At 61.2% G+C, this 25,157-nt stretch carries 21 protein-coding genes and 1 pseudogene; 10 read left to right on the top strand and 12 right to left on the bottom strand.

Going from position 1 to position 25,157, the window contains the following annotated elements; all coding sequences use genetic code 11:
- Window positions 1-9 precede the first annotated feature (9 nt).
- The 6 genes from AC07UR_RS07130 to rsgA all read left to right on the top strand — a co-directional run bounded on the left by AC07UR_RS07130 (window position 10) and on the right by rsgA (window position 6,463).
- The gene (locus AC07UR_RS07130) at window positions 10-951 is read left to right on the top strand and encodes a tagatose kinase (RefSeq protein ID WP_209789451.1); all 942 of its coding nucleotides are present in this window, start codon (window positions 10-12) and stop codon (window positions 949-951) included.
- A gap of 5 nt (window positions 952-956) precedes the next feature.
- On the top strand, window positions 957-2,237 hold the full coding sequence (locus tag AC07UR_RS07125) for a D-tagatose-bisphosphate aldolase, class II, non-catalytic subunit (RefSeq protein ID WP_209789450.1): 1,281 nt from the start codon (window positions 957-959) through the stop codon (window positions 2,235-2,237).
- A gap of 123 nt (window positions 2,238-2,360) precedes the next feature.
- The gene (locus AC07UR_RS07120; RefSeq protein WP_209789730.1) at window positions 2,361-3,377 is read left to right on the top strand and encodes a LacI family DNA-binding transcriptional regulator; all 1,017 of its coding nucleotides are present in this window, start codon (window positions 2,361-2,363) and stop codon (window positions 3,375-3,377) included.
- Between the two features lie 623 nt (window positions 3,378-4,000).
- Window positions 4,001-4,717 (top strand): MgtC/SapB family protein, encoded by a 717-nt coding sequence (locus AC07UR_RS07115; protein ID WP_234941683.1) that lies wholly within the window; start codon window positions 4,001-4,003, stop codon window positions 4,715-4,717.
- A 48-nt stretch (window positions 4,718-4,765) separates the two neighbouring features.
- On the top strand, window positions 4,766-4,987 hold the full coding sequence (locus tag AC07UR_RS07110; protein ID WP_209789749.1) for a hypothetical protein: 222 nt from the start codon (window positions 4,766-4,768) through the stop codon (window positions 4,985-4,987).
- A 453-nt stretch (window positions 4,988-5,440) separates the two neighbouring features.
- The gene (gene rsgA, locus AC07UR_RS07105; RefSeq protein ID WP_173421612.1) at window positions 5,441-6,463 is read left to right on the top strand and encodes a ribosome small subunit-dependent GTPase A; all 1,023 of its coding nucleotides are present in this window, start codon (window positions 5,441-5,443) and stop codon (window positions 6,461-6,463) included.
- Between the two features lie 166 nt (window positions 6,464-6,629).
- Here the strand turns inward: rsgA and AC07UR_RS07100 are convergent.
- The 3 genes and pseudogenes from AC07UR_RS07100 to AC07UR_RS07090 all read right to left on the bottom strand — a co-directional run.
- Window positions 6,630-6,917: pseudogene (locus AC07UR_RS07100) on the bottom strand (LysR substrate-binding domain-containing protein); the annotation flags it as partial.
- 236 nt (window positions 6,918-7,153) lie between these two features.
- Window positions 7,154-8,152 carry an ABC transporter permease gene (locus AC07UR_RS07095; protein ID WP_173421611.1) on the bottom strand — a complete coding sequence of 333 codons (999 nt, stop codon included), beginning with the start codon at window positions 8,150-8,152 and terminating at the stop codon, window positions 7,154-7,156.
- A gap of 35 nt (window positions 8,153-8,187) precedes the next feature.
- Window positions 8,188-8,985: an ATP-binding cassette domain-containing protein gene (locus tag AC07UR_RS07090; protein WP_234941731.1), complete on the bottom strand. Its 798-nt coding sequence runs from the start codon at window positions 8,983-8,985 to the stop codon at window positions 8,188-8,190.
- Between the two features lie 131 nt (window positions 8,986-9,116).
- Between AC07UR_RS07090 and AC07UR_RS07085 the strand changes: the two genes are divergently transcribed.
- From AC07UR_RS07085 to AC07UR_RS07070, 4 genes are all read left to right on the top strand, one after another.
- Window positions 9,117-10,097, top strand: coding sequence for an NAD-dependent epimerase/dehydratase family protein (locus tag AC07UR_RS07085; protein ID WP_209789449.1), 981 nt, complete (start codon window positions 9,117-9,119; stop codon window positions 10,095-10,097).
- Window positions 10,098-10,144: 47 nt separating this feature from the next.
- Window positions 10,145-11,134: a sugar-binding protein gene (locus AC07UR_RS07080; protein ID WP_173421609.1), complete on the top strand. Its 990-nt coding sequence runs from the start codon at window positions 10,145-10,147 to the stop codon at window positions 11,132-11,134.
- Window positions 11,135-11,419: 285 nt separating this feature from the next.
- Window positions 11,420-12,316, top strand: a complete 897-nt coding sequence (locus AC07UR_RS07075) for an NAD-dependent epimerase/dehydratase family protein (protein WP_173421608.1) — start codon at window positions 11,420-11,422, stop codon at window positions 12,314-12,316.
- A gap of 410 nt (window positions 12,317-12,726) precedes the next feature.
- Window positions 12,727-14,886 carry an aq_1923 C-terminal domain gene (locus tag AC07UR_RS07070; protein ID WP_494700019.1) on the top strand — a complete coding sequence of 720 codons (2,160 nt, stop codon included), beginning with the start codon at window positions 12,727-12,729 and terminating at the stop codon, window positions 14,884-14,886.
- Between the two features lie 186 nt (window positions 14,887-15,072).
- On the opposite strand, the gene AC07UR_RS07065 is transcribed toward AC07UR_RS07070, so the two are convergent.
- The 9 genes from AC07UR_RS07065 to AC07UR_RS07025 all read right to left on the bottom strand — a co-directional run bounded on the left by AC07UR_RS07065 (window position 15,073) and on the right by AC07UR_RS07025 (window position 25,119).
- On the bottom strand, window positions 15,073-16,032 hold the full coding sequence (locus tag AC07UR_RS07065) for an XdhC family protein (protein ID WP_209789447.1): 960 nt from the start codon (window positions 16,030-16,032) through the stop codon (window positions 15,073-15,075).
- Window position 16,033: 1 nt separating this feature from the next.
- Window positions 16,034-16,615 carry a UbiX family flavin prenyltransferase gene (locus AC07UR_RS07060; protein ID WP_209789446.1) on the bottom strand — a complete coding sequence of 194 codons (582 nt, stop codon included), beginning with the start codon at window positions 16,613-16,615 and terminating at the stop codon, window positions 16,034-16,036.
- A 4-nt stretch (window positions 16,616-16,619) separates the two neighbouring features.
- Entirely contained in the window at window positions 16,620-17,993 is a 1,374-nt protein-coding gene (locus AC07UR_RS07055; RefSeq protein ID WP_209789445.1) for a UbiD family decarboxylase, read from the bottom strand.
- Window positions 17,994-18,054: 61 nt separating this feature from the next.
- On the bottom strand, window positions 18,055-18,999 hold the full coding sequence (locus AC07UR_RS07050; protein ID WP_209789444.1) for an amidohydrolase family protein: 945 nt from the start codon (window positions 18,997-18,999) through the stop codon (window positions 18,055-18,057).
- Between the two features lie 18 nt (window positions 19,000-19,017).
- Window positions 19,018-19,941: an amidohydrolase family protein gene (locus AC07UR_RS07045; RefSeq protein WP_077504493.1), complete on the bottom strand. Its 924-nt coding sequence runs from the start codon at window positions 19,939-19,941 to the stop codon at window positions 19,018-19,020.
- Window positions 19,942-20,337: 396 nt separating this feature from the next.
- Window positions 20,338-21,471 carry a CobW family GTP-binding protein gene (locus AC07UR_RS07040; protein ID WP_412728347.1) on the bottom strand — a complete coding sequence of 378 codons (1,134 nt, stop codon included), beginning with the start codon at window positions 21,469-21,471 and terminating at the stop codon, window positions 20,338-20,340.
- Between the two features lie 2 nt (window positions 21,472-21,473).
- Complete coding sequence (locus tag AC07UR_RS07035) at window positions 21,474-23,780, bottom strand: xanthine dehydrogenase family protein molybdopterin-binding subunit (RefSeq protein ID WP_209789442.1); 2,307 nt, start codon at window positions 23,778-23,780, stop codon at window positions 21,474-21,476.
- The gene (locus AC07UR_RS07030; RefSeq protein ID WP_209789441.1) at window positions 23,777-24,259 is read right to left on the bottom strand and encodes a (2Fe-2S)-binding protein; all 483 of its coding nucleotides are present in this window, start codon (window positions 24,257-24,259) and stop codon (window positions 23,777-23,779) included. The genes AC07UR_RS07035 and AC07UR_RS07030 overlap by 4 nt, the downstream gene beginning before the upstream one ends.
- On the bottom strand, window positions 24,256-25,119 hold the full coding sequence (locus AC07UR_RS07025; RefSeq protein WP_209789440.1) for an FAD binding domain-containing protein: 864 nt from the start codon (window positions 25,117-25,119) through the stop codon (window positions 24,256-24,258). Before AC07UR_RS07025 ends, AC07UR_RS07030 begins: the two co-directional genes overlap by 4 nt.
- Window positions 25,120-25,157: the final 38 nt, after the last annotated feature.

Here is a 25,157-nt window from a genome sequence, read left to right as displayed (position 1 = left end):
GTGACACACATGCACAAGATACTGACGATCGGCGAAATCCTCGTCGAGATCATCGCCACCGAAAAGGGCGACGGCTTCCGCCAAGCAACACCGCTGGTCGGCCCCTTCCCGTCCGGCGCGCCTGCCATCTTCATCGACCAGGTCGGCAAGCTCAGTCAGGCAAGCGCGATCATCTCACGTGTCGGCGGCGACGATTTCGGTCACGTTAACCTGGCGCGGCTCGAGGCAGACGGCGTCGATATCTCCGGCATTACCGTCGATCCGCTCGCTACCACCGGCAGCGCCTTCGTTCGCTATCGCGACGACGGCAGCCGCGCCTTCGTCTTCAACATCCGCGACAGCGCCTGCGGCAGCATTCGCCTCGATGACAAGGCAATCGCGCTCGCCCAAAGCTGCAGCCACATGCATGTCATGGGGTCGTCGCTCTACGCGCCAAGCGTGGTCGAAAGCATTCTGGCGGCAATCGACATCGTCAAGGCTGGCGGCGGCACCGTGTCCTTCGACCCCAATCTGCGCGCGGAAATCCTCGAAAGCCCCGGCATGCGCGAAGCACTGAGGATGGTCCTTGCCAAGGCCGACGTCTTCCTGCCGAGCGGCGCCGAACTCTTCCTGTTCACCGAGGCGAAAACCGAGGCGGACGCCATCGCTGAACTCCTTGGCTCCGGCATCAAGGTCGTCGTCGTCAAGCGCGGCGCCGAGGGCGCCAGCTACTTCGATGCGGAAACGACGCTGACTTTGCCCGGCTTTGCCGTCGAGGAGGTCGACCCGACCGGAGCGGGTGACTGCTTCGGCGCCACCTTCGTCAGCTTCTGGCTGAACGGTGCGGCCCCTCACGAAGCGCTCGAATTCGCCAACGCCTCCGGCGCCCGCGCCGTGATGATCTCCGGACCGATGGAAGGTGCATCGACGAGAGCGGAACTCGAAGCCTTCATCAGCGCGCGAAAGGACTGAAATCCATGAAGTCGAACTATCTGATCGACATTGCCCAATGGCGCGACCGTCCGGGCCTGCGCGGCATTCCTTCCATCTGCTCTGCCCATCCGCTGGTGATCGAGGCCGCAATGCTCAGGGCGCTGAAGGAAGGCACGCATCTCCTGATCGAGGCGACCTGCAACCAGGTCAACCAGGAGGGCGGCTACACAGGCATGACGCCCGCCGACTTCACCGGCTTCGTCGGCGAGATCGCCGCAAAGACCGGATTCCCGATCGAAAACATCATCCTCGGCGGCGACCATCTCGGTCCTAACCCGTGGAAGAACCTGCCGGCGGTTGAGGCGATGGCGAAGGCCGAAGCGATGATCCGCGCCTATGCTCAGGCCGGCTTCACCAAGCTGCATCTCGACACCAGCATGGGCTGCGCCGGCGAGCCGGTCGCCCTTCCCGATGCGACGACCGCGACGCGTGCGGCACGGCTTGCCGCTGCCGCCGAAGATGCGATCCGCGGACGCGACGGAACCGCTCCGGTCTACATCATCGGCACCGAAGTTCCGGTCCCCGGCGGCGCGCTGGAGGAACTGGACGAGCTCGAAGTCACCGCCCCCAATGCGGCCGTCGAAACCGTCGACATTCATCGCCGGGCCTTCGGCGAAGCCGGCGCCGGTGAAGCCTTTTCACGCGTGGTGGGCGCCGTCGTTCAGCCGGGCGTCGAATTCGGCAACGAAAACGTCATTCCCTACGACCGCCAGAAGGCCGCCGCGTTGAGCCAGAGCCTGACGAAGCTCGATGGCTTCGTCTTCGAGGCGCATTCCACCGACTACCAGACCCAAGACGCACTTCGCGATCTAGTGTCCGATGGCTTCGCCATCCTCAAGGTCGGCCCCGGCCTCACCTTCGCGCTGCGCGAAGCGCTTTATGGCCTCGACCAGATCGCCGCGTTCCTGTTTCCCGATGCGCGCTCGAAGAGCCTTGCTGAAACCACCGAGGAGGTCATGCGCGAGGAGCCGGCCAACTGGGGCAAGTATTATCACGGCTCGCCCGAAGCGCTGCGGCTTCAGCGCCATTTCTCCTACAGCGACCGCATCCGCTACTACTGGCCGCATCCGAAGGTCGCGACGGCGGTCGAAGAGCTTCTCCGGCTGCTTGATGGCGTCACCATCCCCGAAACGCTGATCAGCCAGTATCTCTCGGGAAGTTACGAGCGGGTGCGAGACGGCCAGGTGGCGCCGCAAGCAAAGGCACTGGCGATTGCCGCCGTCGATACGGTTCTGGAGGATTACTTCGCTGCCTGCAAAGGATAGAGGCGGCTGTTCATTCCGTGAATATTTCGCAGTCGACACTGCCTATCCCTCGGAAATAAATCTATAAACGAAACCCAAAAGAAGAATGGGGGCGCTTCGACCGTGGACAGACAAATCAAGACGATGGAGGATTTTTCGGAGTTCGTCGGTTTGTCGCGCCCCACAGTCTCCAAATACTTCAACGATCCATCTTCGGTTCGCAAGAAGACCCGCGACGCCATCGAGGCCGCGATCAAGCAATCGGGCTTCCGGCCGAACATCTTCGCCGTCAATCTCAACCGGCGGCGAACCAATATTCTTGGCGTCATCGTTCCCAACTCCACCGACCCATTCTACATGGCGCTGACACGGCGGATCGAGCATATCGCCAACCAGGCGGGCTTTCTCGCTTTCGTGCTGTCTTCGGATGGCAAGCCGGAGATGGAAGAGCGCGCCATCGAGACCTTCAAGTCGATGAACGTCGCCGGCGCGATCATCGCCCCGCTCGGCGTCCAGTCTCATCACCAGAAGCTCACCTCGCTCGGCGAGAGCATCCCGCTTGTCTATGTCGACTCGCCGCTCGACGGCAGTTCGTCCTTCGTCGGCACCGACAACCGGCAGAGCTTCAAGCTGATGGTCGACTATCTCTGCCGCTCCGGCGAACCGCCCTGTTACTTCGGCATGCCGCCGGTCAACAACAACGCGCTCGCCCGCCAACACGCCTATCAGGAGGCGATGCAGCAGCTGAAGATGGATGCGGCCATCGTGCCGACTGCGCCGAATGCCTCGTGGGATTTCGAAAAATTCGGCTATGACGAAACGCTACGCATTCTCAGCGAAGGCGGCTTTCCGACGAGAACGGTGTTGTGCGCCAACGACCGCGTCGCCTTCGGTGTCATTGCGGCCGCCTTCCAGTCGGGCATCAAGGTCGGCCGGGAAGCCGACAGCGACCTGCGCGTCGCCGGCCACGACGACCACCCGCTGTCGCGCTATACCTGTCCACCGCTGACGACGGTGGCGCAGAACTACAACGAGATCGGCCGGCTGGCGATCGAGCTTCTGCTCTACAAGCTCGGCGAAACGGAAAATGCCGACCAGGCCTTCCCCGCGGACGAGCGCATCTTGCTCAGCGCCGAGATCATGCTGCGCGGCTCGGCCTAGAGCCTCGTTCGATTAAACTGACTCGTCCATCGGAGTCCGTTTGTTGTCGATTTGTGTTTCACTTCAGATGGAGGTGAATCATGGGTAAGTTTCATTCTTTGGATATTCGCGGGCGTGTTGTGTCGATGGTGGACAGCGGCAGGTAGCGGCAAGCTTTCAGCCTATCTGCCTTCAATAGAGCCGAATGCCGGAACCATTAAACGCACGACGCTCTAGCGCAAGCCTGCCTCTCGACATCGGCGACTGTTTCAAAGCATCGAACTGTTTGGACTTGGAAATACAATTTGGGACGCAGCCCCCGCAGCTCAGGCAGGGATCGGGTCCGACAGTCGCCATGTCCTCTATCACTCGCGTGACAGCTCCCCCTGAAGGGTGCCTCAAGGGGGATTGGCCATTGACCTGGGCGTCCCCAAAATCGATCGATCGCGGTTTGAGGAATTATGCAGGAGCACCGAGCGACCGTTGCCCCGCTGAGCAATCCCCATCCTCGGTGTCGAGCGTTAAGGCTCACGGATGAAAGCCGCTTGCAAGTGCAGTGGCAGGCCGGTTAAATCGACCCGCGCCAGCAATCGCTCAAGCCCCTTCAGGCTCTCCCTGTCGCGCATGCTGAACAGGATGTGTGAATGTCGTCTTTTGAATCAGCCCTCCTGAACGAGCTGTCGATCACGTCCAATCTCGCCATCGCGGCCTTCCTTGGAATGGTGATCGGGCTGGAGCGTCAGTGGCGACAGCGGTACACGGGCCTCACCACTCATGCGCTGGTTTCGCTGGGTGCTGCGGCCTTCACCTCGCTTGGCATGCTGATTGACGGCGGCACGGATGTGCGCATGGGCGGGCAGGTGGTGACCGGGATCGGCTTTCTCGGGGCCGGCCTTATCATGCGTGATGGGCTGAGCGTTCGGGGTTTGAGCGGAGCGGCGACGGTCTGGTCTACCGGTGCCGTCGGCGTGCTGGCCGGCTATGGCTATTTGCTTGCGGCGTCGGAGGCCTGCGCGTTTGTTCTCCTGATCAACCTCACCATGCCCCGCATCGGCGCGCTGATCGAGCGGCACGCGCCAGAGAAGGAAGCCGTCGAGCGTTATTACATGATCGAGCTGAAATGCCTGGCTAAGGAAGAGGCCGTCGTGCGCTCAGCCCTGCTGCAGGCGATGGAGGCGCGAAAGCTGCGTCTCCGGGCACTTGAAAGTCACTCTGCGAGCGAGGGCGGCATTATCGCAGTCGAAGCCGTCGTCTACACCGCGAGGGAGCAGAACCAACTGGTCGAGCAGGTCGTCGGCGATCTCAGCCTGTCGCCGCTCGTCCTGTCCGGCAAGTGGACATCGACGACCGCGCCCGAATAGCATCCGTGGGCCGTTTACTCGCCGGAATAAAGCTTGCCGAGGATCGGCGTGACGACCAAACCCGCTGTTGTCTGGTTGGTTCTCGATGGCAGCGACAACGATCCACGTGACTGGCTGCTCACCGCGCTGATCATCGTCTGGCGCTTCCGCAACAACCTCTTTCACGGCGAGAAATGGACACACCATCTCCAGGATCAGCGCGCCAATTTTACCCATGCCAACGGGCTCATGATGAGTCTCCTCGAACGCCACGGGCAATTGGCCGCGTAGTATCATCAAATCTCAGGACTGCAGCCTTCAACACCAGCTATGCGGCATCTGTCTCTCTGAGTTGCCCGTCCGCTCGGCCGCAGAGCCGACTATCAATCCCTCGCCTTGATGGGATACGAACCGGCGTTGGCTAGTTCGTCTTTTGTGCGGGCACGTGATATTGCGATAGATTGCGAAGTATGACAGCCGGACATCATTTTCAGAGTTTGGAAACACTGAACCGAAACTGGAGAGCATTTATGGGTTGGAAAACACCAAAATTTGAATACGTGAATGGGTATAAGATCGTCGAAGTCGATGGACCAGCCTTCAAAGTCTATGACGGAGACAGTCAGTTAGGGGACCATTTCCCCTACTCCGGCGAGGCTGCAGCTTACGCAAATTCTTTGCCAAAACGAGATCATCAGCGCAACTAGGCAAAAAGCCTGCAAAAAATCAAAGGCGAAGCAAAATTTGACGAACTCCAGTCTCCACTCAGCGTTGGAATTGCTTGGTTGGTCCGGCTTTTTTGCGGATCAGGTAAAGCCGACCGAAGCAGACCTCGTACCCAGGCGCGTTGCGTCGGTTCACCGGGCACGCATTGAGGCGATGGGCACCACGGGATCGATCAGGCTAGAGCTACCTGCCAATGCCAATACGGCTGATTTCGCCGTGGGCGACTGGGTGCTTGCCGATCCCCGGTCCGACATGCTTGTCAGGCGGCTTGACCGGAAGACCGTGTTTAAGCGACGCCCGGAGGTCGGACGTGGCCAACAACTTGTTGCTGCCAACATCGACACACTGTTGATCGTGACGTCGTGCAACGCCGATTTCAATATCGAGCGGCTGGAACGTTACCTCATCATGGCTAACCAGGCGGGCAGCAAACCGGTGGTCGTGTTGACCAAGGCTGACACCGCGGAAGACGTTGGCATATTTCAGGCCAAAGCCGAGGCTTTGCAGCGCGACCTACCTGTCGTTGCCCTGAATGGGCGCTCAGCCGATGCAAGCTCCCTTTTGAGTTCCTGGTGCGGCGCTGGCCAAACGATCGCTCTGGTTGGATCGTCGGGAGTGGGAAAGTCGACGTTGGTCAACACGTTGACCAGACTTGAATCGAACGCACAGCAGAAAACCGGGACTATTCGCGAACATGACGCGCAAGGCCGTCACACCACGACCGCGCGCTCGCTACATCCTATTCCGGGCGGCGGCTGGGTCATCGATACGCCCGGAATAAGAACACTGTACGTCAGCGATATCACCGATGGGATCGACACGCTTTTTTCCGACATAAAGGAACTGGCACAGCTTTGCCGCTTTCGCGATTGTACCCATGCGCATGAACCGGGCTGCGCGGTTCAGGCAGCCGTCAAAAGCGGCACTTTGGCCGCCGACCGCGTTGAACGCTGGCGAAGCCTGGTTTCTGAAAACCGTGATAGAACACCTGTCATCAGCGGACCACGTGGCAACAAGATCGTTCGCAAAAAGAAATATTGAAGGTCTGTTGCCTTGATTGGATCAGAACCCTCGGTGCATCTAGGGGACTGCCGAGCTCATGAACCAGTCACTTGGCAAATGAGCGTACCGGGCGTTGGCAGCGTCGCTGCCAGCGCCAGTTTGTGCGCGGCTTGACCGGGTAAAAAGGGGTTGCGCGCCAAGAGGTTCAGCATAGCACTGCCTGAAAGGCGAGAGCCGGGACCGAATACCCCCCCGGCAGACCGTTCCGCCCGATAGGGGGATCGCTGGCCAGCGACCGCACGATATCGATGATGTCGTCACGGGTAGCCGTTGGATCATCCTTCGACCAGGCGACATCGAGCCCGATCCTGAAATCTACGCTCCTCACCTTGCGAAGCTCGAAGTTTCGGTTGGGCAGATCCGGCGTCCATTCCGGCGCAAAGCCGATCCCAAGGCCGGCGGAGACCAGTGACACCAGTGAGAAGGTGCCGTCGCCCAAGCATCTGCGCGGTCAACCACCAGGTTCTCAAAAGCGACTGCGGCTGCCTGATAGCCACCTCAAGTGCGGAAGATTGCACTGCCACCCACAGCCGAACCACCTCCAGAAGACAATGCATGTGGCCTGCGTCGGGGCGCCAATTCCACCCGCCAACAAGATGAATTTGATCTCCTGGAAGGTGGCCCCAGGAAGCACCGCGTACAGCGCCGTGCTTACATGGGATTGGTGAGCTATTCAGACTGCCGGAAATTGCGGATGCGGTCGAAAAGGACCGCGAGGATGGTCGCGCCGCCGATGAACGTCCCCTGCCAGAATGCGTTGATGCCGAGCAGCCCGAGGCTATTGCGGATCACTTCAATGAGCGCTGCACCGACCAGCGCGCCAAGGGCCGTGCCTGTGCCGCCGGCCAGGTTGGCACCGCCGATCACCGTCGCTGCGATGACCTGCAGCTCCATGCCGGCGCCAATGTTGGTTGTCACCGCTCCGAGCCACCCGGTCTGGACGATGCCGGCGACGCCGGCCGAGAGGGCGGAAATCATATAGACACCGACCTTGATCGGTCGAACCGGAATACCGGTCGCGGTTGCCGCGTGCTCGTTGCCGCCGATGGCGTAGATATAGCGACCGAGCCTTGTCCACCGCAGAACGAAGCCAGTGAGTAGCGCCAGCACGATCATGTAGATTACCGGGTTGGCGATGCCGAACAGCCATGCCCCACCGCCAAGAGCCAGCAGCTTGTCGTGGTCGGGGCCAAACTGAAAAACGACAGTGTTGTTGGAGGCGACCATGGCCAGGCTTCGCGCAATCGAAAGCATGCCAAGTGTGACCACGAAAGGTGGAAATCCCAAATAGGCGATCAGGACACCGTTGAACGCGCCGATGAGAAGCGCCGTTGCCACCGAGGCAGCAATTCCGACCTCGATACTGTAGCCGGCATGCATGACCACCGCCAAAATCATACTGCATAGGCAAAGCACCGACCCGACAGACAAGTCTATCCCGCCTGTGATGATGACCAGCGTCATGCCAAGGGCAATGATGGCGACAAAGGTGGTGTTGCGGGTGATGTTGTAAAGGTTCTTCGACGTGGCGAAGGAATCCGTCGCGAAGGACAGGAAAACGCATGCCAGCACGACGGCGAGCAAAACCCAGAAGGTCTGGTTGGCGAGGACGGCGGCCCCCAGCGTGCGCCGTTTCTGAGCCATGGTCTGGTCGAGCATCGTTGCCATCGTCTACACGTTCCCTCGATGCAGCCTTGCAGCGCTCATCCTATTTCGATGGCGCCGGTAATCAGTCCAGTCACTTCCTCAGGCGATGTCTGCGAGATTGGCTTGTCGGCAACCTTTCGGCCGCGACGCATGACCACCACGCGATCGGCAACGTCAAAGACGTCCGGCATGCGATGGCTGATGAGCACGACCGCAATGCCGCGGTCGCGCAGCCCTCGGATCAGATGCAGCACTTCGGCGACCTGGCGCACGGATATGGCGGCCGTCGGTTCGTCCATGAGGACGATCTTTGCCTCGGAAATCATCGTTCGCGCGATCGCGACCGCCTGCCTTTGCCCTCCGGACATCTGCCGGACGAGGTCACGAGGGCGCGTTTCGGATCGAAGCTCCCTGAAGATTTCTCCCGCGCGCCTGTACATCGCCTTATAGTCCAGCACCCGCAAAGGGCCGAAGCCGCGCCTGAGCTCGCGCCCAAGGAAGACGTTGGCTGCCGCCGATAGATTATTGCAGAGCGCCAGGTCCTGGTGAACGATTTCGATGCCGTGCTGCCTAGCCTCGATCGGCCGATGCAGCACGATTTCGCTGCCGTTGAGCCGTATCGTTCCCTGGCTCGGCCGATAATTCCCGGCAATCATCTTGACCAAGGTTGATTTGCCGGCGCCGTTATCTCCCATGAGGCCGACCACCTGCCCCGCCTCCAGCGAAAGCGAAACGTCGCTAACCGCCTGAATGGCACCGAAGTGCTTGGAAATGTTGGTGATCTCAAGTGTCGCCACCAGCCGTCTCGCCTCCCGAAGCGCGCCGGCACGCCAGGGGGCGCGATCGTTCCTCAGTCTTCACCCAGCGGTCGACAGCTTATTTACGCAAATCCTTATGAAGGCGTCAATGACGTCCTCTGCGTAGAAACTGTTTTGTATGACAAATACACGTTGCCCTGTATATTAGACATCGGTGGGAGACGAGCATGCTTATCCTTGTCACCGGTGCAACGGGCAAGGTCGGGCGGAACCTCATCGCGAGGCTGCTTGACCAAGCACGTTTTTCGAGAGCGCGAATCCGTGCGCTCTGCCACAATCGGCGGCTTGATCCGTCCGAGCGAATGGACGTGGTTTGCGGAACGATTGCCGACCGCAATGTGGTCGAAGCCGCAGTGAAGGGTGTGACCCATATCGTGCACCTCGCCACCTGCAAGGAAACGCCCGACGATGTCATGGACACCACCATCAAGGGCATGTTCTGGCTACTCGAGGCCTTCCGGACGAGCCCTTCCGCGCGCCAGTTCGTGTTGGTCGGCGGTGACGCGGCCGTTGGTCATTTCTTCCACCGCCACGATGGACCTGTGACCGAGAACACCCCGCACCGGGCTTACCCCGGCTGCTACGCGCTATCGAAGGTTCTCGAGGAAGTGATGCTCGAGCAATACGCGGTTCAATATGGAGCGAATGGTTGCTGCCTGCGTGCACCGTGGATCATGGAGAAGGACGACTTCAAGCACACGTTGTCGTTCGGCGACGATCTATTCGGCGGGCCTGACTGGAAGACCTTCTTTGCGCCTGAGGAAGCCAGGCGATACGCCGAAACCGGTACCGTGCCGCTCCTGCGTGACGCCGATGGTCGGCCGCTCAAACGCAATTTCGTCCATGTCGGCGACCTGGTCTCGGCGATCCTGGCGGCAATCGACAACCCGCGTGCCGAACGGCAGCTCTTCAATGTCTCCATGGATCGCCCGGTCGACTACGGCGAGGTCGCAAGCTACCTCGCACGCACGCGCGGCCTCGCTTCAGTCGACGTTCCCAGCGCATTCCACTCGAACTGGATGGATAACAGCAAGGCCAAGTACCTCTTGGATTGGCGCCCTGACTACGATCTCGAAAAGCTTATCGACTCGGCCTGGCAATACGAGCGTCAGCCGAACGATCCTCGTGTCGTCTGGTATCCGGGTTGATTTGTGCCGCGGACAGATGCTGTCCGCTTGTTCAATGGGAGGAAAGAATGAGAAAAACTGTATTGTTGGCTGCCGTCGCCGTCCTGGCACTCTGCGCCGGTCAGGCATTGGCCAAGAAGCAACTCGTCATCGTCGTGAAGGGCCTCGACAACCCCTTCTTCGAAGCGATCAATCAGGGTTGCCAGAAATGGAACAAGGAAAATCCGGATTCCGAATATGAATGCTTCTACACCGGACCGGCCTCGACGTCGGATGAGGCAGGCGAAGCGCAGATCGTTCAGGACATGCTCGGCAAGGCCGACACGGCCGCAATCGCCATTTCGCCCTCGAATGCCAAACTGATCGCTCAGACGCTGAAGACAGCCAACCCGACCATTCCGGTCATGACGCTCGACGCCGACCTCGCCAAGGAGGACTCTGCACTGCGCAAGACTTATCTCGGAACCGACAACTACCTGATGGGCGCGCGGATCGGTGAATACATCAAGAAGGCCAAGCCGAGTGGCGGCAAGATCTGCACGATCGAAGGCAATCCGGGAGCGGACAATATCTTGCGCCGGGCCCAGGGCATGCGCGACACGCTAACCGGCAAGGAGGGGCTGACGGAACTGAAGGGCGAAGGTGGCTGGACGGAAGTCGCAGGCTGCCCGGTCTTTACCAATGACGACGGGGCCAAAGGCGTCCAGGCGATGACCGACATTCTTGCAGCCAACCCGGACCTCGACGCCTTCGGCATCATGGGCGGCTGGCCACTGTTCGGGGCACCGCAGCCCTACCGAGATCTCTTCAAGCCGATAGCGGAAAAGATTGCCAAGAACGAATTCGTCATCGGCGCCGCAGACACGATCGGTGACGAGGTGGCCATCGCGAGGGAAGGACTGGTGACAGCTCTCGTCGGGCAGCGCCCGTTCGAAATGGGGTACAAGGCGCCGTCCGTGATGATGGACCTGATCGCCGGCAAGCCGGTAGAAGATCCGGTGTTCACCGGACTTGATGAATGCACCAAGGACACGGTCGATACGTGCATCCAAAAGTGACGGTCTCGTCCGGGGCCTCGTCGTGGGTGCCCGGATGAAACCCCTCGCAGTCTGCCGCGCCCGCGTCGCGCCTTCAAGGCGCGGACGCGGGCCGTATCAAGGTCTTCCCTGTTGACGCGAGCGAGACGTATCGACAGCATCGCAGAGTATTGATCGACAGCCGCAATTCATACTTCGCGGCTTTGTCGGCGGGTTCGCAATGCCGATCATTTGAGCCATCGGCTCAATGGTTCCTGAGCGCATTGGCGAGAGAGAACACATGTATATCACAGTGTGGGGAGCAGAATGACAAAGAGGATCATCTTCACCGGCGGCAGCGGCAAGGCCGGCCGCCATGTGGTTGAATACCTGGTCGAAAGAGGGCACCAGGTGCTCAACCTCGATACCCGGCCACTCGAAAATCCCAAGGTCAGGACACTCATCACCGATATCACCGATAGCGGCCAAGTCTTCAACGCCTTGTCGAGCTACACCGGGCTGCACGAGTTCGACCCGTCCTTGAGACCGCAGCCCATCGACGCCGTCGTGCACTTTGCCGCCATTCCACGCATCATGATCGCTCCCGATAACGAGCTTTTCCGCGTCAATGCGCTCGGCACCTACAACGTCATCGAAGCGGCGGTGAAACTCGGTATTCGCAAGGTTGTCATCGCATCCAGCGAAACGACCTACGGCCTCGTCTTCGCCAACGAACCCCGCAACCCGGCCTACTTCCCACTCGACGAGGAGTACGACGTTGACCCTATGGACAGTTATGCCCTGTCGAAAGTCGTCAACGAACAGACGGCACGCGCGTTTGCGGCGCGCAGCGGCATCGACATCTACGCCTTGCGCATCGGCAACGTCATCGAACCGCATGAGTACGCGTTGTTTCCCGGATGGTTTGCAGATCCGGGTTTCCGCAAGCGTATCGCCTGGAGCTACATCGATGCGCGCGACCTTGGCCAGATCACGCTTCGCGCCGTGGAAAAGGACGGGCTCGGGTTTCAGATTTTCAATGCTGCCAACGACGACACCTCCTCCGATCTGCCGACCCGCGAACTGATCGACCGGTTCTATTCCGGCACACCGCTCAAGCGGGAACTCGGCGAATTCGAGACGCTTCTGTCGAACCGGAAGGTCCGGGAGGTGCTGGGTTTTCGCGGCGAGCATGGCTGGAGAAAATACGTCTCCGCCGGCTGAAGCCGCGCGCGAATAGAGACGGCGTGATTGGCAAGCTGACGCTTGGCAGCCCTCGGGATCGCGGGGGTGTAATGGCTTTTCGGAAGGCTCAGACTTCGAACGGTTAGCCGCAACTTCGCATCAACTGGGCAGACGCCACGTCGCCCTGAATGATCGAAACGCACTCAGCGCCCTGATTGCGCGACCGTCGTCGATTGACGCCAGATCCAGAATGACCGCGGTGGCTATCGTCATGGGAACGACGAGCGACTGCTATTCACCCGGACTAACCCGCGACACACGGTCTGATGGTCCGGCGCAGGAACGATGTGCTTCAACGCTCGCAAAACTTGCATAAAGCGAAGCCGCTCATTAGTCACACGGCACGCAAGGAATCGTTGTGAGTCTTGTTTAGTGAAGGAACAAAAATCGTGCCGCAAGCAGAAATTGGAACCGGTCGTGGCGGGCGCAAGGCGTTATGGGCCTCGGTAGCGATCATCGCGCTCGCAGTGGCGGGCGCAACCGCCGGCAAGTTCATGATCGCAAGGGAGGCCGATCGATTTCTTGTTGAGCGCGGTGGCAAGGCAGGTTCGGTTGAAGCCGACTTTTTCGGGCGCATTCATATGCGTGACGTCACGCTTCCTTTCGCCAGCGGCGGCAGTGTGCGCGTCGCTGCGATTGACGGGCGACCCACGATTTCCTTCCTGAAGGGCGGGTTTGAGTTGCAGGGGCTCGAGCTCGAACTGGCGATGGGCAAACTGTCCGTGCCACAGGTGAGCATCGAAGAACCCGATTTCGCCACCGTGGCAAATGCAAAGAGCGGCGATCAAGCGAAGGAGGTGCCGCTGCTGAAACGCATTGAGGGCTTTGCGGCAAAGCGTGTGCTGGCGCCGGAAGTTACGATCAGCCAGGCTGTCGCCGGCTCTGAGCAGAAGACCGTCTACAAGGATGTTGCTTTGGAGGATATCGGCGGCGGCCGCGTGGCACGCTATTCTGCAAGCGGGGCGAGCTTCGGTTTGAAGCTGGACATCCCGAACGGAGAAGGCGAGCCGAGACGGGAGGAAATGAACGGCTCCATGGGCGCCATGAACGGCAAGGATTTCGACGCCGCCTATCTCGCCCGGATATACGGGGACAAGGCAGGGCCTGACGACAAAGACCCCAAACCACTTTACGGCCCCGTCTCGGTCAAGAACATCGTGCTATCGCATGGCGCGTCGAATTTCAGCTACGACGAGTTGCGCAGCAGTGGCTTGAGCATCCGCATGCCGGCCGAACCGCTCCTTGAAACGCTTCAGAAGCTGCAAGTGGCCGATCCCGACGCACTGCCGCCTGCTGAGCATCAGGCGTTTTTCAAGCGCGCCCTTTCGCTTGCCGACATCATCGGCAAGGGCGACATCGAGATGCTCGGTCTCAAGACACAGATCTCGGAAAAGGATGACGACGGCGGAAGCAGGACAATCAAGCTGGACGTCGACAAGATGGCGTTTCATCTCGAAGGTCGCACCTTCGACGGCGCGATGCATGGCGTTTCCACCGGCGAAGGTGCCGATTACGCCAGATTCTCGGAAGCGAGCATCACAGGCTTCTCGTGGCACCCGACCATGGAAGCGCTGACGAAACTGGCGGCGTTGAACGAAGAGCAGATCGACAGCTTCCCTCTCACCACGCTCATGCCGGAATTCGGCACGATCCGGTTGAAGGGTCTGGACATCGATATGCCGGGGGAAGCGGCAAGCACGTCTGCCACCGAAACTGTCACGGAAGAAGACAGCTCAACCGACAGCGCCACAGCGCCGCCTGAAACCACCGACGCATCGCCCGAGGCGGATCCGTCCAACGAAGCCGCCAACCCGAACGCGGAGTTGAACGAGGAACCGGTGGACCAGGCTGCCATGCCTTCCGTCCCCGAGCGCATCCGGTTTACGCTGGACAGCTATGAAGTGGCATTGACCAAGCCGCGCAACGGCATCCCGACCGACGTTCGCATTGCCTATCAGGACCTCAGCGTGCCGCTCCCTTCGGACGCCGTGGACGAAGGCTCCAAGACGCTGCGCCAGCTTGGCTTCGACAGACTGGTCTTTTCTTCCGACGTCGAACTGGCCTGGGACGAGCCGAATGAGAACCTCGTCATCAAGGATATTTCCTTGAGCGGCAAGGACATGGGCAGCTTTTCCTTCTCGGGGATCATGGGCGGTGTCACCACGGACTTCTTCTCCGGCGACATGACCGCCGCTCAGATGGCACTCTTCGGCCTCACGGCCCGGGAGGCGAAGGTCAAGATCGAGGACAAGGGGATCATGGCAAAGGGCATCAAGCTCTATGCCGATGAGAACGGCCTAACCGAAGACAGCGTGCGCGGCATCCTTGTGATGATGACGACCGCTGGTCTGCAGCAGTTTGCGTCCACGCAACCAAAACTGCAGGAGGCAGCCACGGCGCTTTCTCAGTTCATCACCAAGCCGGGAACCTTCACCCTGACGGTCAAAGCCAAGGACGCTGCCGGCATCAATGCGCTCGACCTCGTCGGAGCCGCAGAGGATCCCGCGCTTCTTCTCGGCAAGATCGATCTCGGCGCCAACGCGCAATAGAGCAACGCCGGGCTTCGAACGGAGCCCGGCTTGCCTCTGTCTGCTTGTTGACCTGAAATGATGTGGCATGTGATAGCCCGCTTTTCGCAACGAGAGGCGGGCGTGGTTCGGATCGGTGCAGATCGGAACCGGTGATGTGCAATGGCGGCTGAGCGCAAATGAGGTCCGAAGCTTTCGAGACGGCTCTCAGCGGTGAGAATTTGGATTGAAGGCTGTTTCCAGCCGCGTCCGTGCATGCGCGATATCTGCAACGACGGAGATGGCGAGTGCACGTGCATCCCTTGCCTTGTCAAATATGCCTATCGGCGCCCTGACGCGGGCAAGCACGCTCTCCGCTTGCCCGCACGCAAGCAGGGCCCCGCAACGCTTGGCATGCGTGCGACGACTGCCAAGGGCGCCGACGTAGAAGGCGTCTGACGCGAGCGCCGCGGTAAGCACCGGTAACTCACGGTCAACATCGTGAAATAAGAGAGCGACGGCCGTGTCCGCGTCGAGGTCGCCTGGTGACGGCACCTGGCCACCCTCAAGCGCCACGGTCTCGTAGCCGGCCGCGACGGCAACGCGGGCAACCGCTCCGACCTCCAACGGCGTGCCGGCAACGACGATCCGCGGCTTCGCCCTATAGGCCCGCACGAACCACTCTCCATCCCAACCGCTTGCTGCTTCGCCCTCGCGCAGACAGAGGGCGCGCTTACCCGGATGATAAAGCAGCCCCACCGGCATGCGGCGATCAAGGGCGGCCAGTGCCTGGCGCAAGACTGCGGCGTCCACCAAGACATGGATCGCAAGCGTAATGCCGCCGCCACAGGGCAGAACGATATCAAAAAAGGGCGACCCTTCACCAAGAAGAAGGTGACGATCCATGCCCTTCGCAAGGGCGATCATCGCTTCGGCAGCGACGGCAGCCTCCGTACAGCCACCCGAAACGAACCCGCAATAAAGACCGTCATCCCGCACCACCATTTGCGCGCCGAGACGGCGCGCCGCCCCACCGCGGATTTCGACGAGCGTGATGAGGGCTGCCCCGCGCCCCTCTTCGAGAGACTGAACGGCGAAGGCAAGGATATCAATCGCATCATCCGAGATGAAGGCGACGCGGGGTTCTGGCGCAAGCGCCTCCGGATCGGCGGCGATGCGGGCAGTCATGTCATTCCACTCCCTGCGTTCCCGGCCAGCGGCGCACGATGCCCGGGTCAAGGTCGAAGAGATCGAGCACCCGACCGACGGTGTGATCGACCATGTCTTCGATACTCTGGGGCTTCGCGTAGAAGGCGGGCACGGGTGGATAGATGATGCCGCCCATTTCCGTCACCTGTGCCATATTGCGGATATGGCCGAGATGTAGCGGCGTCTCTCGCAGCATCAGCACGAGGCGACGCCGCTCCTTCAGCACCACGTCGGCCGCGCGAGAAATGAGGTTATCCGTCGTGCCCGTGGCGATCTCGGCAAGCGTCTTGACCGAGCAGGGCGCGACGATCATGCCGAGGGTCCTGTAGGAGCCGGAGGAACAGACCGCGCCGATATCCTTGTTGGAATGGGTCGTCGTCGCCAGGGCTTCGAGGTCCTTTCTGGTAAAGACCGCCTCGGCCGCAAGCGTAATGCAGGCGGCGCGGGACATGATCAGGTGCGTCTCGATTTCGAGATCACGCAGCAGTTCGAGGATGCGCTTGCCGTAGACCACGCCGGAGGCGCCCGAAATGCCGACGATCATGCGTCGTGGATGCGCCATCGCTCTATCTCGCGCTTTTCAGGAGTGCTGCGGCGCGCGCGCAGGCGTCATCACTGATACGGGCGCGCACGCCGTGGAAATTCGGGCCGCGCGTCGCATCGAGCCCCATTCGCGAAGTCGTCCCGATGCCGCTGGCCGAAGGATCGAGAGCGTTGCCCGGCAGGCCCTCGATGATGACGACGTCCTTGTGCGGCTGGAAATGGGTGGCGAGCGCCCAAAGCACCTCACTGTCGCGGGTGATATCGACGTCCGCGTCCACCACGACGACGGTTTTCAGATACTGGTCCCAGCCGAGAAGCCCGAGCATAACCTGCCGCGCCTCTCCCTCGCGCGTCTGGTTCATGGCGATATAGGCGTGGAAATGCGTGCCCGATGAGGGGTAGTGCACCGCGGTAATCGAGGGGAAGCGGGCCTTCAGCTTCTCCACCACCTCCGCCTCGCGCGGCACACGGCCAAGGTTCAGGTGTTCGGCGGAATTGCCGCCCGCTACGCTGACAAGCATGGCATCGCGCCGACGCATGATCGTTTCGACGGTGAAGAGGTTGTTGGTCGAGCGGTCAGAGGAATAGCCGGTGAACTCGCCGAACGGCCCCTCCTCCACATGCGCCTCGGGATCTAGCACGCCTTCGAGCACGATCTCGGCATGGGCGGGAACGCGGATCCCGTACTTCGGCGTGCGCACGACTTGAAGCGGTTCGCCTAGCAGGCCGCCGGCGACATCGCGTTCGTCTTCGCCGAAGGCAAGGCGGGCGGAGGCGGCGACCATGAAGAGCGGATGGCCGCCGATGACCATGGCTACCGGCATCGGCTTGCCCTTTTCCTTGGCCATGTTCATCAGCCGCCAGAGATGGCCGCGCGAATGCAGTGAGGTCGCAAGCGAGTTCTTCGAATGGATCATCGCGCGGTGGTAGCTGAGATTGCCGGCGCCGGTTTCCGGATGCTCCCCGATGATAATGCCGCTGGTGATGTATTTCGCTCGATCCGTGTCGAAGTGCTTGAGCATCGGCAGCGCATTGAGGTCGACGGCATCGCCGGAGATGATCTCCTGCGTAATCGGGCCTTCTTCCAGGACCTGAGGCGTAAACGGCCGATTGGCGCGCGCCTGGTAGGCCTCGTGCAGCCTGTCGGCGGTCGAGCCGAGAAGGCGCCCGATGCGGTCGCGCGAGGCGAAGATGTTGCAAAGGACCTCGCTGGCGATGCCGCTGACGTTTTTGAGGTAGAGCATGGGGTGCTGGCCCCTATCGGCCAGGTTCCAGATCAGCGCCGTCGCATCCTGGTCGTCCAGGACCGGCTGGTCGATGGTGATCACGTCCTCGGGGTGTTCTGCCCGGTAGTCGGCCAGGAAGCGACGAACGTCTTGCTTGTGGTACTCGGTCATAATCTCGGCCTCGGCGCAGCGGTTGGGTGACGGCGCCCCCGGAAGGGCGCCGTCGACTTGTTCAGGCAAATTCCCTGTGCTTGCCCGTGGCGCGGTCGACGCCGGCGTACGAGTCCTTCAGGCGCGCCTGGGCGTCCCTCAGGTCACGCGGCGGCGGCGACGGATCGATGCCGACGAGCCTGGCGATGTTGTTGCCGAGGTAACCTTCCAGATCGTCCTCGGAGAGGTTGATCCCGTGCGGCGGATCCTTGCAGAGCACTTCCAGTTCGCGCAGCCACATACCCGGATCGTTCGGCGGGCTGTCCGTGCCGAAAACGATCTTGTTCTTCGGCAGCTGCTGGGCGAATTCGACGATGCGCGACTGGAAGCACCAGCCGGATTCGCAGTAGACGTTCGGGGTATCCATCGCCATCCAGAAGGATTCGAACGAGTAGTTGCCGCCCGTCTGGATGCCGAAGTGACCGATGATGAAGTTGACCATCGGAAACTCGCGGATGATCGGGTAGAACATCGTCGGGATGGTGTACGGGCCGTCGCCGGTGTGGATGAGGACCACCACCCCAAGTTCGGCGCATTTCTTCATCGCCGGACGCAACCAGTCGAGCGCCCGGTCAGGACGGTAGCCGTGCATGTTGGCGTGCAGCTTCAACATCTTGAAGCCGTATTCCTTGACGTGGAATTCCAGCTCCGCCGCGCCGTTTTCAGGTCCCCAGCGCGGGTTGTAGTTGAAGTTGCCGATGAAGCGGTCCGGGTACTTCTGGCAAAGCTCGGCGCAATAGGCCATGTAGTCGCGAATGCCCTCGCGACCCTTGCGATTGCCGTCGCGGTAGCCGGTATTTCCCGGCGGCGGCTGGATGAAGCCCATGTCGATCCGGCGCGGCTTGCCGTTGATCATGTAGGGGCCATCCATCAGCTTGAGCATGCGCTCACCCGTGAAGGGCTCGCCCGTGTGGCGCCACGCCTCGTCAACGAGGTTCGTCGGGTGAAGGTGGGTATCGATGATCATTGTTCACTCCGTTCAAATTTACGCGGCAAGTGCTACGCCGTGCTGGCGCAGATACGCCTCGGCTTCCTCGACGGTGGCCGGCGGCTTCGTCGCTTCCAGGCCGATCATCCGGGCGACGTTGTTGCCGAGGTAATCTTCGAGCGTATCCTCATCGAGGTTGAGGCCCTGCGGCGGCTCATGGCAAAGGACCTCCAGAAGGTTGATCCACATGCCCGGCTCGTTCGGCGGTGTGTCGGAGCCGAAGAGGATCTTGTGCTTGGGGAGCACCTTGGCGAACTCGACGATGCGCGACTGAAGGCACCAACCGGATTCCACGTAGACACTCGGCGTGTCGAGCGCCATCTGCATAGGCTCGAACACGTAGACGCCGCCGGTCTGAACGCCGAAATGCGCCAGGATGAAGTTGACTTCCGGAAACTCGCGGATGATCGGATAGAACTCCGTCGGGATCGAGTACGGACCGTCACCGGTATGCACCTTCACCATCAGCCCGAGATCCGCGCACTTTTTCAGTGCCGGGCGAAGCCAGTCGAGGGCGCGGTCCGGGCGGTAGGCGTGCATGTTTGCCTGCAGCTGCACCATCTTGAAATCAAACTCCTTGGCATAGCGTTCGATTTCTTCGGCACCGTTCGTGGTGCCGTAGCGCGGGTTGTAGACGAAGCAGCCAAGGAACCGGTCTGGATGCTCGGTGACCATCTTTTCCGTGTAGGCCATGTACTGGCGGATGGCGGCCTTGCCCTCCAGATCCATGACCTCGTGGGTGTAGATGGTGTTGCCCTGCGGCGGCTGGATAAAGGCCTTGTCGATCCGGCGCGGCTTACCGTTCACATAGTACGGGCCATCCATCATCTTGAGCAGTTTGTCGCCGGTGAACGGCGGTCCGTCGTGTCGCCAAGCCAGGTCCACCAGATCGGTGGGATAGCAGCTCAGGTCAATAATCATAGGTTTCTCCTGTCGTAGAGGGTCCGGTCGATGCGGGGCCGCGCGATGAACGCCATGCCGGCCGAAGCCGGGCGTGGATCCGCGATCTCAGGAAATGCCGAAGACGGAGGGAACGGGCCGGCGCATAAGCTCCCAGGGCGGGGCAACCGGGCATTCCTCTATTCGTCAGCATCGACATCGCAGCCTCATCTTCCAACAGACGGTGAGCAATTGTCGGTGCTTCTACTCGCCTTCAAAGGAACCACTCCGCGTGGTTTCTGTCAACACAAAAATAGATCTAAGTCATTATTTTTAAATAGATTTTTAGAAAAACAGCAGCAACCGCCCGCGCTGGAGGTGCGCGGGCGGCTCAGACAGAAAGGCTTACGCAAGCGCCGTCCGGCGGGAGACTCGCTGCTAGGGCACCAGGCATGCACGCAAGTTTCTGTCGATGCTGACACGGTCGAGATTGCGGCCGATAAACACGAATTTCGACTTCCGCCTGTCTTCACCCCAGGCGTGGTCCGGGCGGAAATCGACAAGCTTGTGCACGGCCTGGAGCACAAAGAAACGGTCGTCGCCGGCAACGGAAATGATGCCCTTGGTGCGAAAAATGTCGCCACCGTGCTCGCCGAGATAGTCCTTCAGGAACCCTGCGAGCTTCTCGCCATCGAAGGCTTCGGAATAAACGAAGGAGTGGGAGTTCACCGTCGCGTCATGCAGGTGTGGCCGCAGGGCGGCTACATGCGGACGTCCATGGTCATGGCCGTGATGGTGGTGCCCATGATCGTGATCGGGGTGGTCGCAACAGGGCTCGGAGCAATCATGATGATGGTGGTGGTCAGCACCGTGATCGTCATCCATGTCGATGTCGAGGATTTCCGCCCGCTCTCGCACATAGGACGGCCTGAAACCTTTGACCCCGAGGATATTGGAGAGGTCCACCTTGCCGTAGCTGGAGCGCAGGATGGGTGCCGTCTGGTTGAGCCGACGCAGCGAGCTTTCCAGCGAACCGAGGGCATCCTCCTCAGCAAGGTCTATCTTGTTGACGAGAATGCGGTCCGCCGCGACGATCTGGTTGACCGCCTGATTGTCGCTGCCGTCGAGCACCGGATCGTATAGGTGCTGGTCGATATGCATTGCATCCACCAGTGTCACGACGGCGTCGAGCTCCACCTCGTCGGCCACACTGCGGTCTACGAAGAAGGCGGTGGCAACCGGCGTGGGATCGGCAAGACCTGAGGTCTCGACGATGATGTGGTCGAACTTGTCCTTGTGGCTCAGGAGCTTCTTCATCACGTCGATCAGATCATTGCGCACGTCGACGAAGCAGCAGATGCAGCCGTTCTGCATCTGGAAGATTTCCTCGTCGGAAGCGAGGACCAGATCGCTGTCCACGTCGACCTCGCCGTATTCGTTCTCGATCACCGCGATGCGATGGCCATGACGCTCGGTAAGGATGTAGTTGAGTAACGTCGTCTTTCCCGACCCCAGGAACCCGGTAAGGATCGTGATCGGGAGTTTCTGCTGGCTCGCAGGCTCGATATGCATGTTCATGCGCCCTTCTCCCTCAAGGCTTTGAGAACGTCTTCCGGAGTAATCGGATAGTGGTGGAAGCGAATGCCGATCGCGTCGTGAATGGCGTTGGCGATGGACGGCCCGATCGCGATGATCGGATCCTCGCCCACACCCTTGGCGCCCCATGGGCCGCCCGGATCGGGCGCTGCCTCGAGAATGATCGTCTCGATATCGGGCATGTCCATGGAGAGCGGCATCTTGTAGTCGACCAGGCCGGCATTGAGCGAGCGACCGGTCTTCTTGTCGATCAGGTAGTCCTCAGTCAGTGTATGGCCGATGCCCTGCTGGATACCGCCTTCGATCTGGCCCTGCGCGGCGATCGGATGGATCACCCGGCCGACATCGTGCACCGGCACGACACGCTTGACCTCAACGATCCCGGTTTCCGTATCAACGTCGACCTCAGTGAAGTGCGCCGCAAAGGAATAGGACTTGGTAGGTTCATAGGTACCGTTGCCGACAATGTTGGCGGCGGGAATTCCGCGCGAGGGCCCCATGGCTTCCGAAACCGTCATGGAGCGGTCGGGCTCGGCGGTGACGAAGACCTTGCCATCGCAAAGGTCGATCTCATCAGACGAGACCTGCAGCTTCATGGCTGCCCGTTCGAGCACGGCGGCGCGGACCTTGCCAGCGGCCATCTTGGCGGCGGTACCGACCAGATAGGTCGTGTGGCTGGCGAAGGCGCCGATGTCCCATGGAACCACATCCGTATCACCATGGATCACGCCCACGTCCTCGAAGCGCACGCCAAGTTCTTCCGCAACGATCTGCGCAAGGGCTGTGTGCGCGCCAGTGCCGAGGCCCGCCGCACCGGTCAGGAGCGTCACCGTGCCGTCCTCGTTGATCTTCACCGTAGCGTTGCCCTGCTCCTTGATGCCCGGGTAGGCGGACGAGCCGTGCATTTCGCAGCCAATGCCCCACCCTTTGCGGATGTGCGGGCGCTTCGGATCGGGCGTCCGGTCGCGGTTCCTGAGCCTCTTCCAGTCCAGCACGTCGATGCCGTGCTTGAGGCAGATTTCAAGTCCGTGGCCGATGATCGGATGGCCTGATGGCGCGATGTCACCCGCCCGCACAACGTTCTTCAACTTCAAATCCGCCGGGTCCATGCCGAGCCTTTCGGCCGCCTCGTCCATCTGGATGTCGAGCGCATAGTAGCTCTGCACCACCCCGTAACCGCGGAAAGCGCCGTTGATCGGGGTGTTGGTATAGACGCAGCGCCCTTCCAGCCGCACGTTCTCGCAGCGATAGAGCGAGGTGGCGGCGGTGGTTCCGACAATGGTCACACCCGGACCGTGGGAACCGTAGGCACCGGAATCATAGACCAGCTTCATGTCGCGGGCGACAAGCGTGCCATCGTTCTTGAAACCCTGTTTCAGCCAGATCCTGCAGGGGTGACGCGAGCGACCAGCCACGAAGGTCTCGTGGCGGGTGAACTCCATTTTCACCGGCCGGCGGGTTTCCTTCGCCAGAAGCGCGCACAGAAACTCGTGCTGGAAGAGGTCCTGCTTGGCTCCGAAGCCACCGCCCATATGATCCACGAGCACGCGCACCTTGGTGAGTGGCAGGCCGAGCACTTCGGCGAGGATGCCGCGGACCATGAAGGAGGTCTGGGTCGAGGTCCAGAAGGTCAGCTTGTTGGAGCCGTCCCAGTCGGCGATGCAGACGTTCGGCTCCATATAGGCCGGGTGCGGCCGCCCGCCGGCAAAGGTGCCCTCGAGAACGAAATCCGCCTCGGCGAAACCCTTGTCGATGTCGCCGCGGCTGACGCGCACGGGGTCGAGCACCAGGTTGCCGCCGGGGCCGATGTCGTGGATCAGCGGTGCGCCTGGCTGCGCGGCATCCTCCGGTTCGAAGACGGCCGGCAGGGCTTCATATTCCACCTCGATCAGGTCGAGCGCCTCGTCGGCGATCTCCTCGCTGATGGCAGCGACGGCGGCGACGCCCTCGCCCCAAAACCGCACCTTGTCGTCGAGAATGTACTGGTCCTTGGTGCAGGAGGCCGAGCGAGGGTGCGGCGAGCCGTAGTGCAGCACGCGCGGCACGGTCTCATGGGTCAGCACTGCCTTGACGCCCGGATAGGCGAGCGCCTTGCTGACGTCGATCGCCTTGATGCGGGCATGGGCGATGGCCGCGCGCTTGATCTTGCCGTGCAGCATACCGGGGAGCTTGATATCGCCGGTGTACTGCGCCTCGCCTGTCACCTTCTCGAGCACGTCGTCGCGCTTGACGCTCTTGCCGACGATCCTGAACTCGCGCTGTTCGATAGGGGTGGTGATGTTCATGGTCTTGCAGCCTCCATCTCGCGCGCGGCGGATTTGATCGCGTCGAATATCTTGGTGTAGCCGGTGCAGCGGCAGATATTGCCGGAGAGCCCGAAGCGGATTTCCTCATCGGTCGGGCTCGGATTGTCGTCGAGCAGCTTCTTCGCCATCATCAGAATGCCGGGCGTGCAGAAGCCGCATTGCGAGGCGCCGTGCCGCATGAAGGCATCCTGCAGGGGATGCAGCCTGTCGACACCCGGCTGGAGCCCTTCGACTGTCTCGACCGAGCGGCCCTCGGCTTCCACGGCAAGTATCAGGCAGGCGTTTACCGGCTCGCCATCGACGAGCACGGTGCAGGCGCCGCAGTCGCCGACGTCGCAGCCCTTCTTGGTGCCGGTGAGACCGACATCGTCGCGCAACGCATCAAGCAGGGACCGGCAGCCATCGACGGCCATCTCGCGTGCCTCGCCATTCACGATGAATTCGACCATCCGTTTCATGCGAAAGTCTCCAATGCCTGTCTGATGGCCCGGCCGGTCAGGACGCCGACCATGTCGCGCCGGTAGTCCGCGCTGGCGCGAACGTTGCTGATCGGTGTGCATTCCTCCATTGCCTTGTCGGCGGCCTTCCTGACCGTCGCGGCGTCGAGCCTCGATCCACGCAGCATGGCTTCGGCTTGCGGCGCGCGGAACACGGTGGCACCGACCGCACCGAGCGCAATGCGGATGTCGCTGCAGACACCCTCGTCCATCGCCAGGCTCACGGCGACGCCGACGGTGGAAAGCTCCATCGCCTTGCGGCGACCGTGCTTGAGATAGGCCTTGCCGATATTGTCCGCCGCTGGCGGCACGGTGATGCCGGTAACGATCTCGCCCTTGGCGAGAACGGTCTTGCCGGGGCCGGTGAAAAACTCGGCGATCGGCACGACCCGCATGTCGGTGCGGCTGTAGATGTGCACGAAGGCGCCGTCCGCGACCAATGGCGGAATGGTATCGGCCGACGGTGAGGCGCGACAGATATTGCCGACGACGGTCGCGCGGTTGCGCACCTGGATGGAGCCGAGCGAGGCGAGTGCGGCACGCAGATTCGGATATTGCTGGCGCACCAGCGACAGGTTCTCCAGCCGTCCGACGGTCACCAGCGCGCCGAAGGTCAGGCCGCGCGTCTCGTCGTATGTGATGTCGGACAAGCCAGGGATCTGCTTGATATCGACGACGTTGCGCACGCGTCGCAGCCGCTCGCGGATCTCGACCAAAAGGTCCGTGCCTCCGTTGAACAGAAATGTATCGTCGCCGAGTTCGGTGAGAAGGCGGGACGCATGCTCCAGCGTTTCCGCCCGATAATAGTCGAAGCGTCTCATGGAATTCCTCTTGGGGTTCGGAGCTCCGGCGGCGCGCG

Source organism: Ensifer sp. GW821-FHT05G01 (assembly GCF_059419585.1).
The sequence above is the reverse complement of the archived record's forward strand: the minus strand, read 5'-3'. Positions and strand labels throughout refer to the sequence as shown.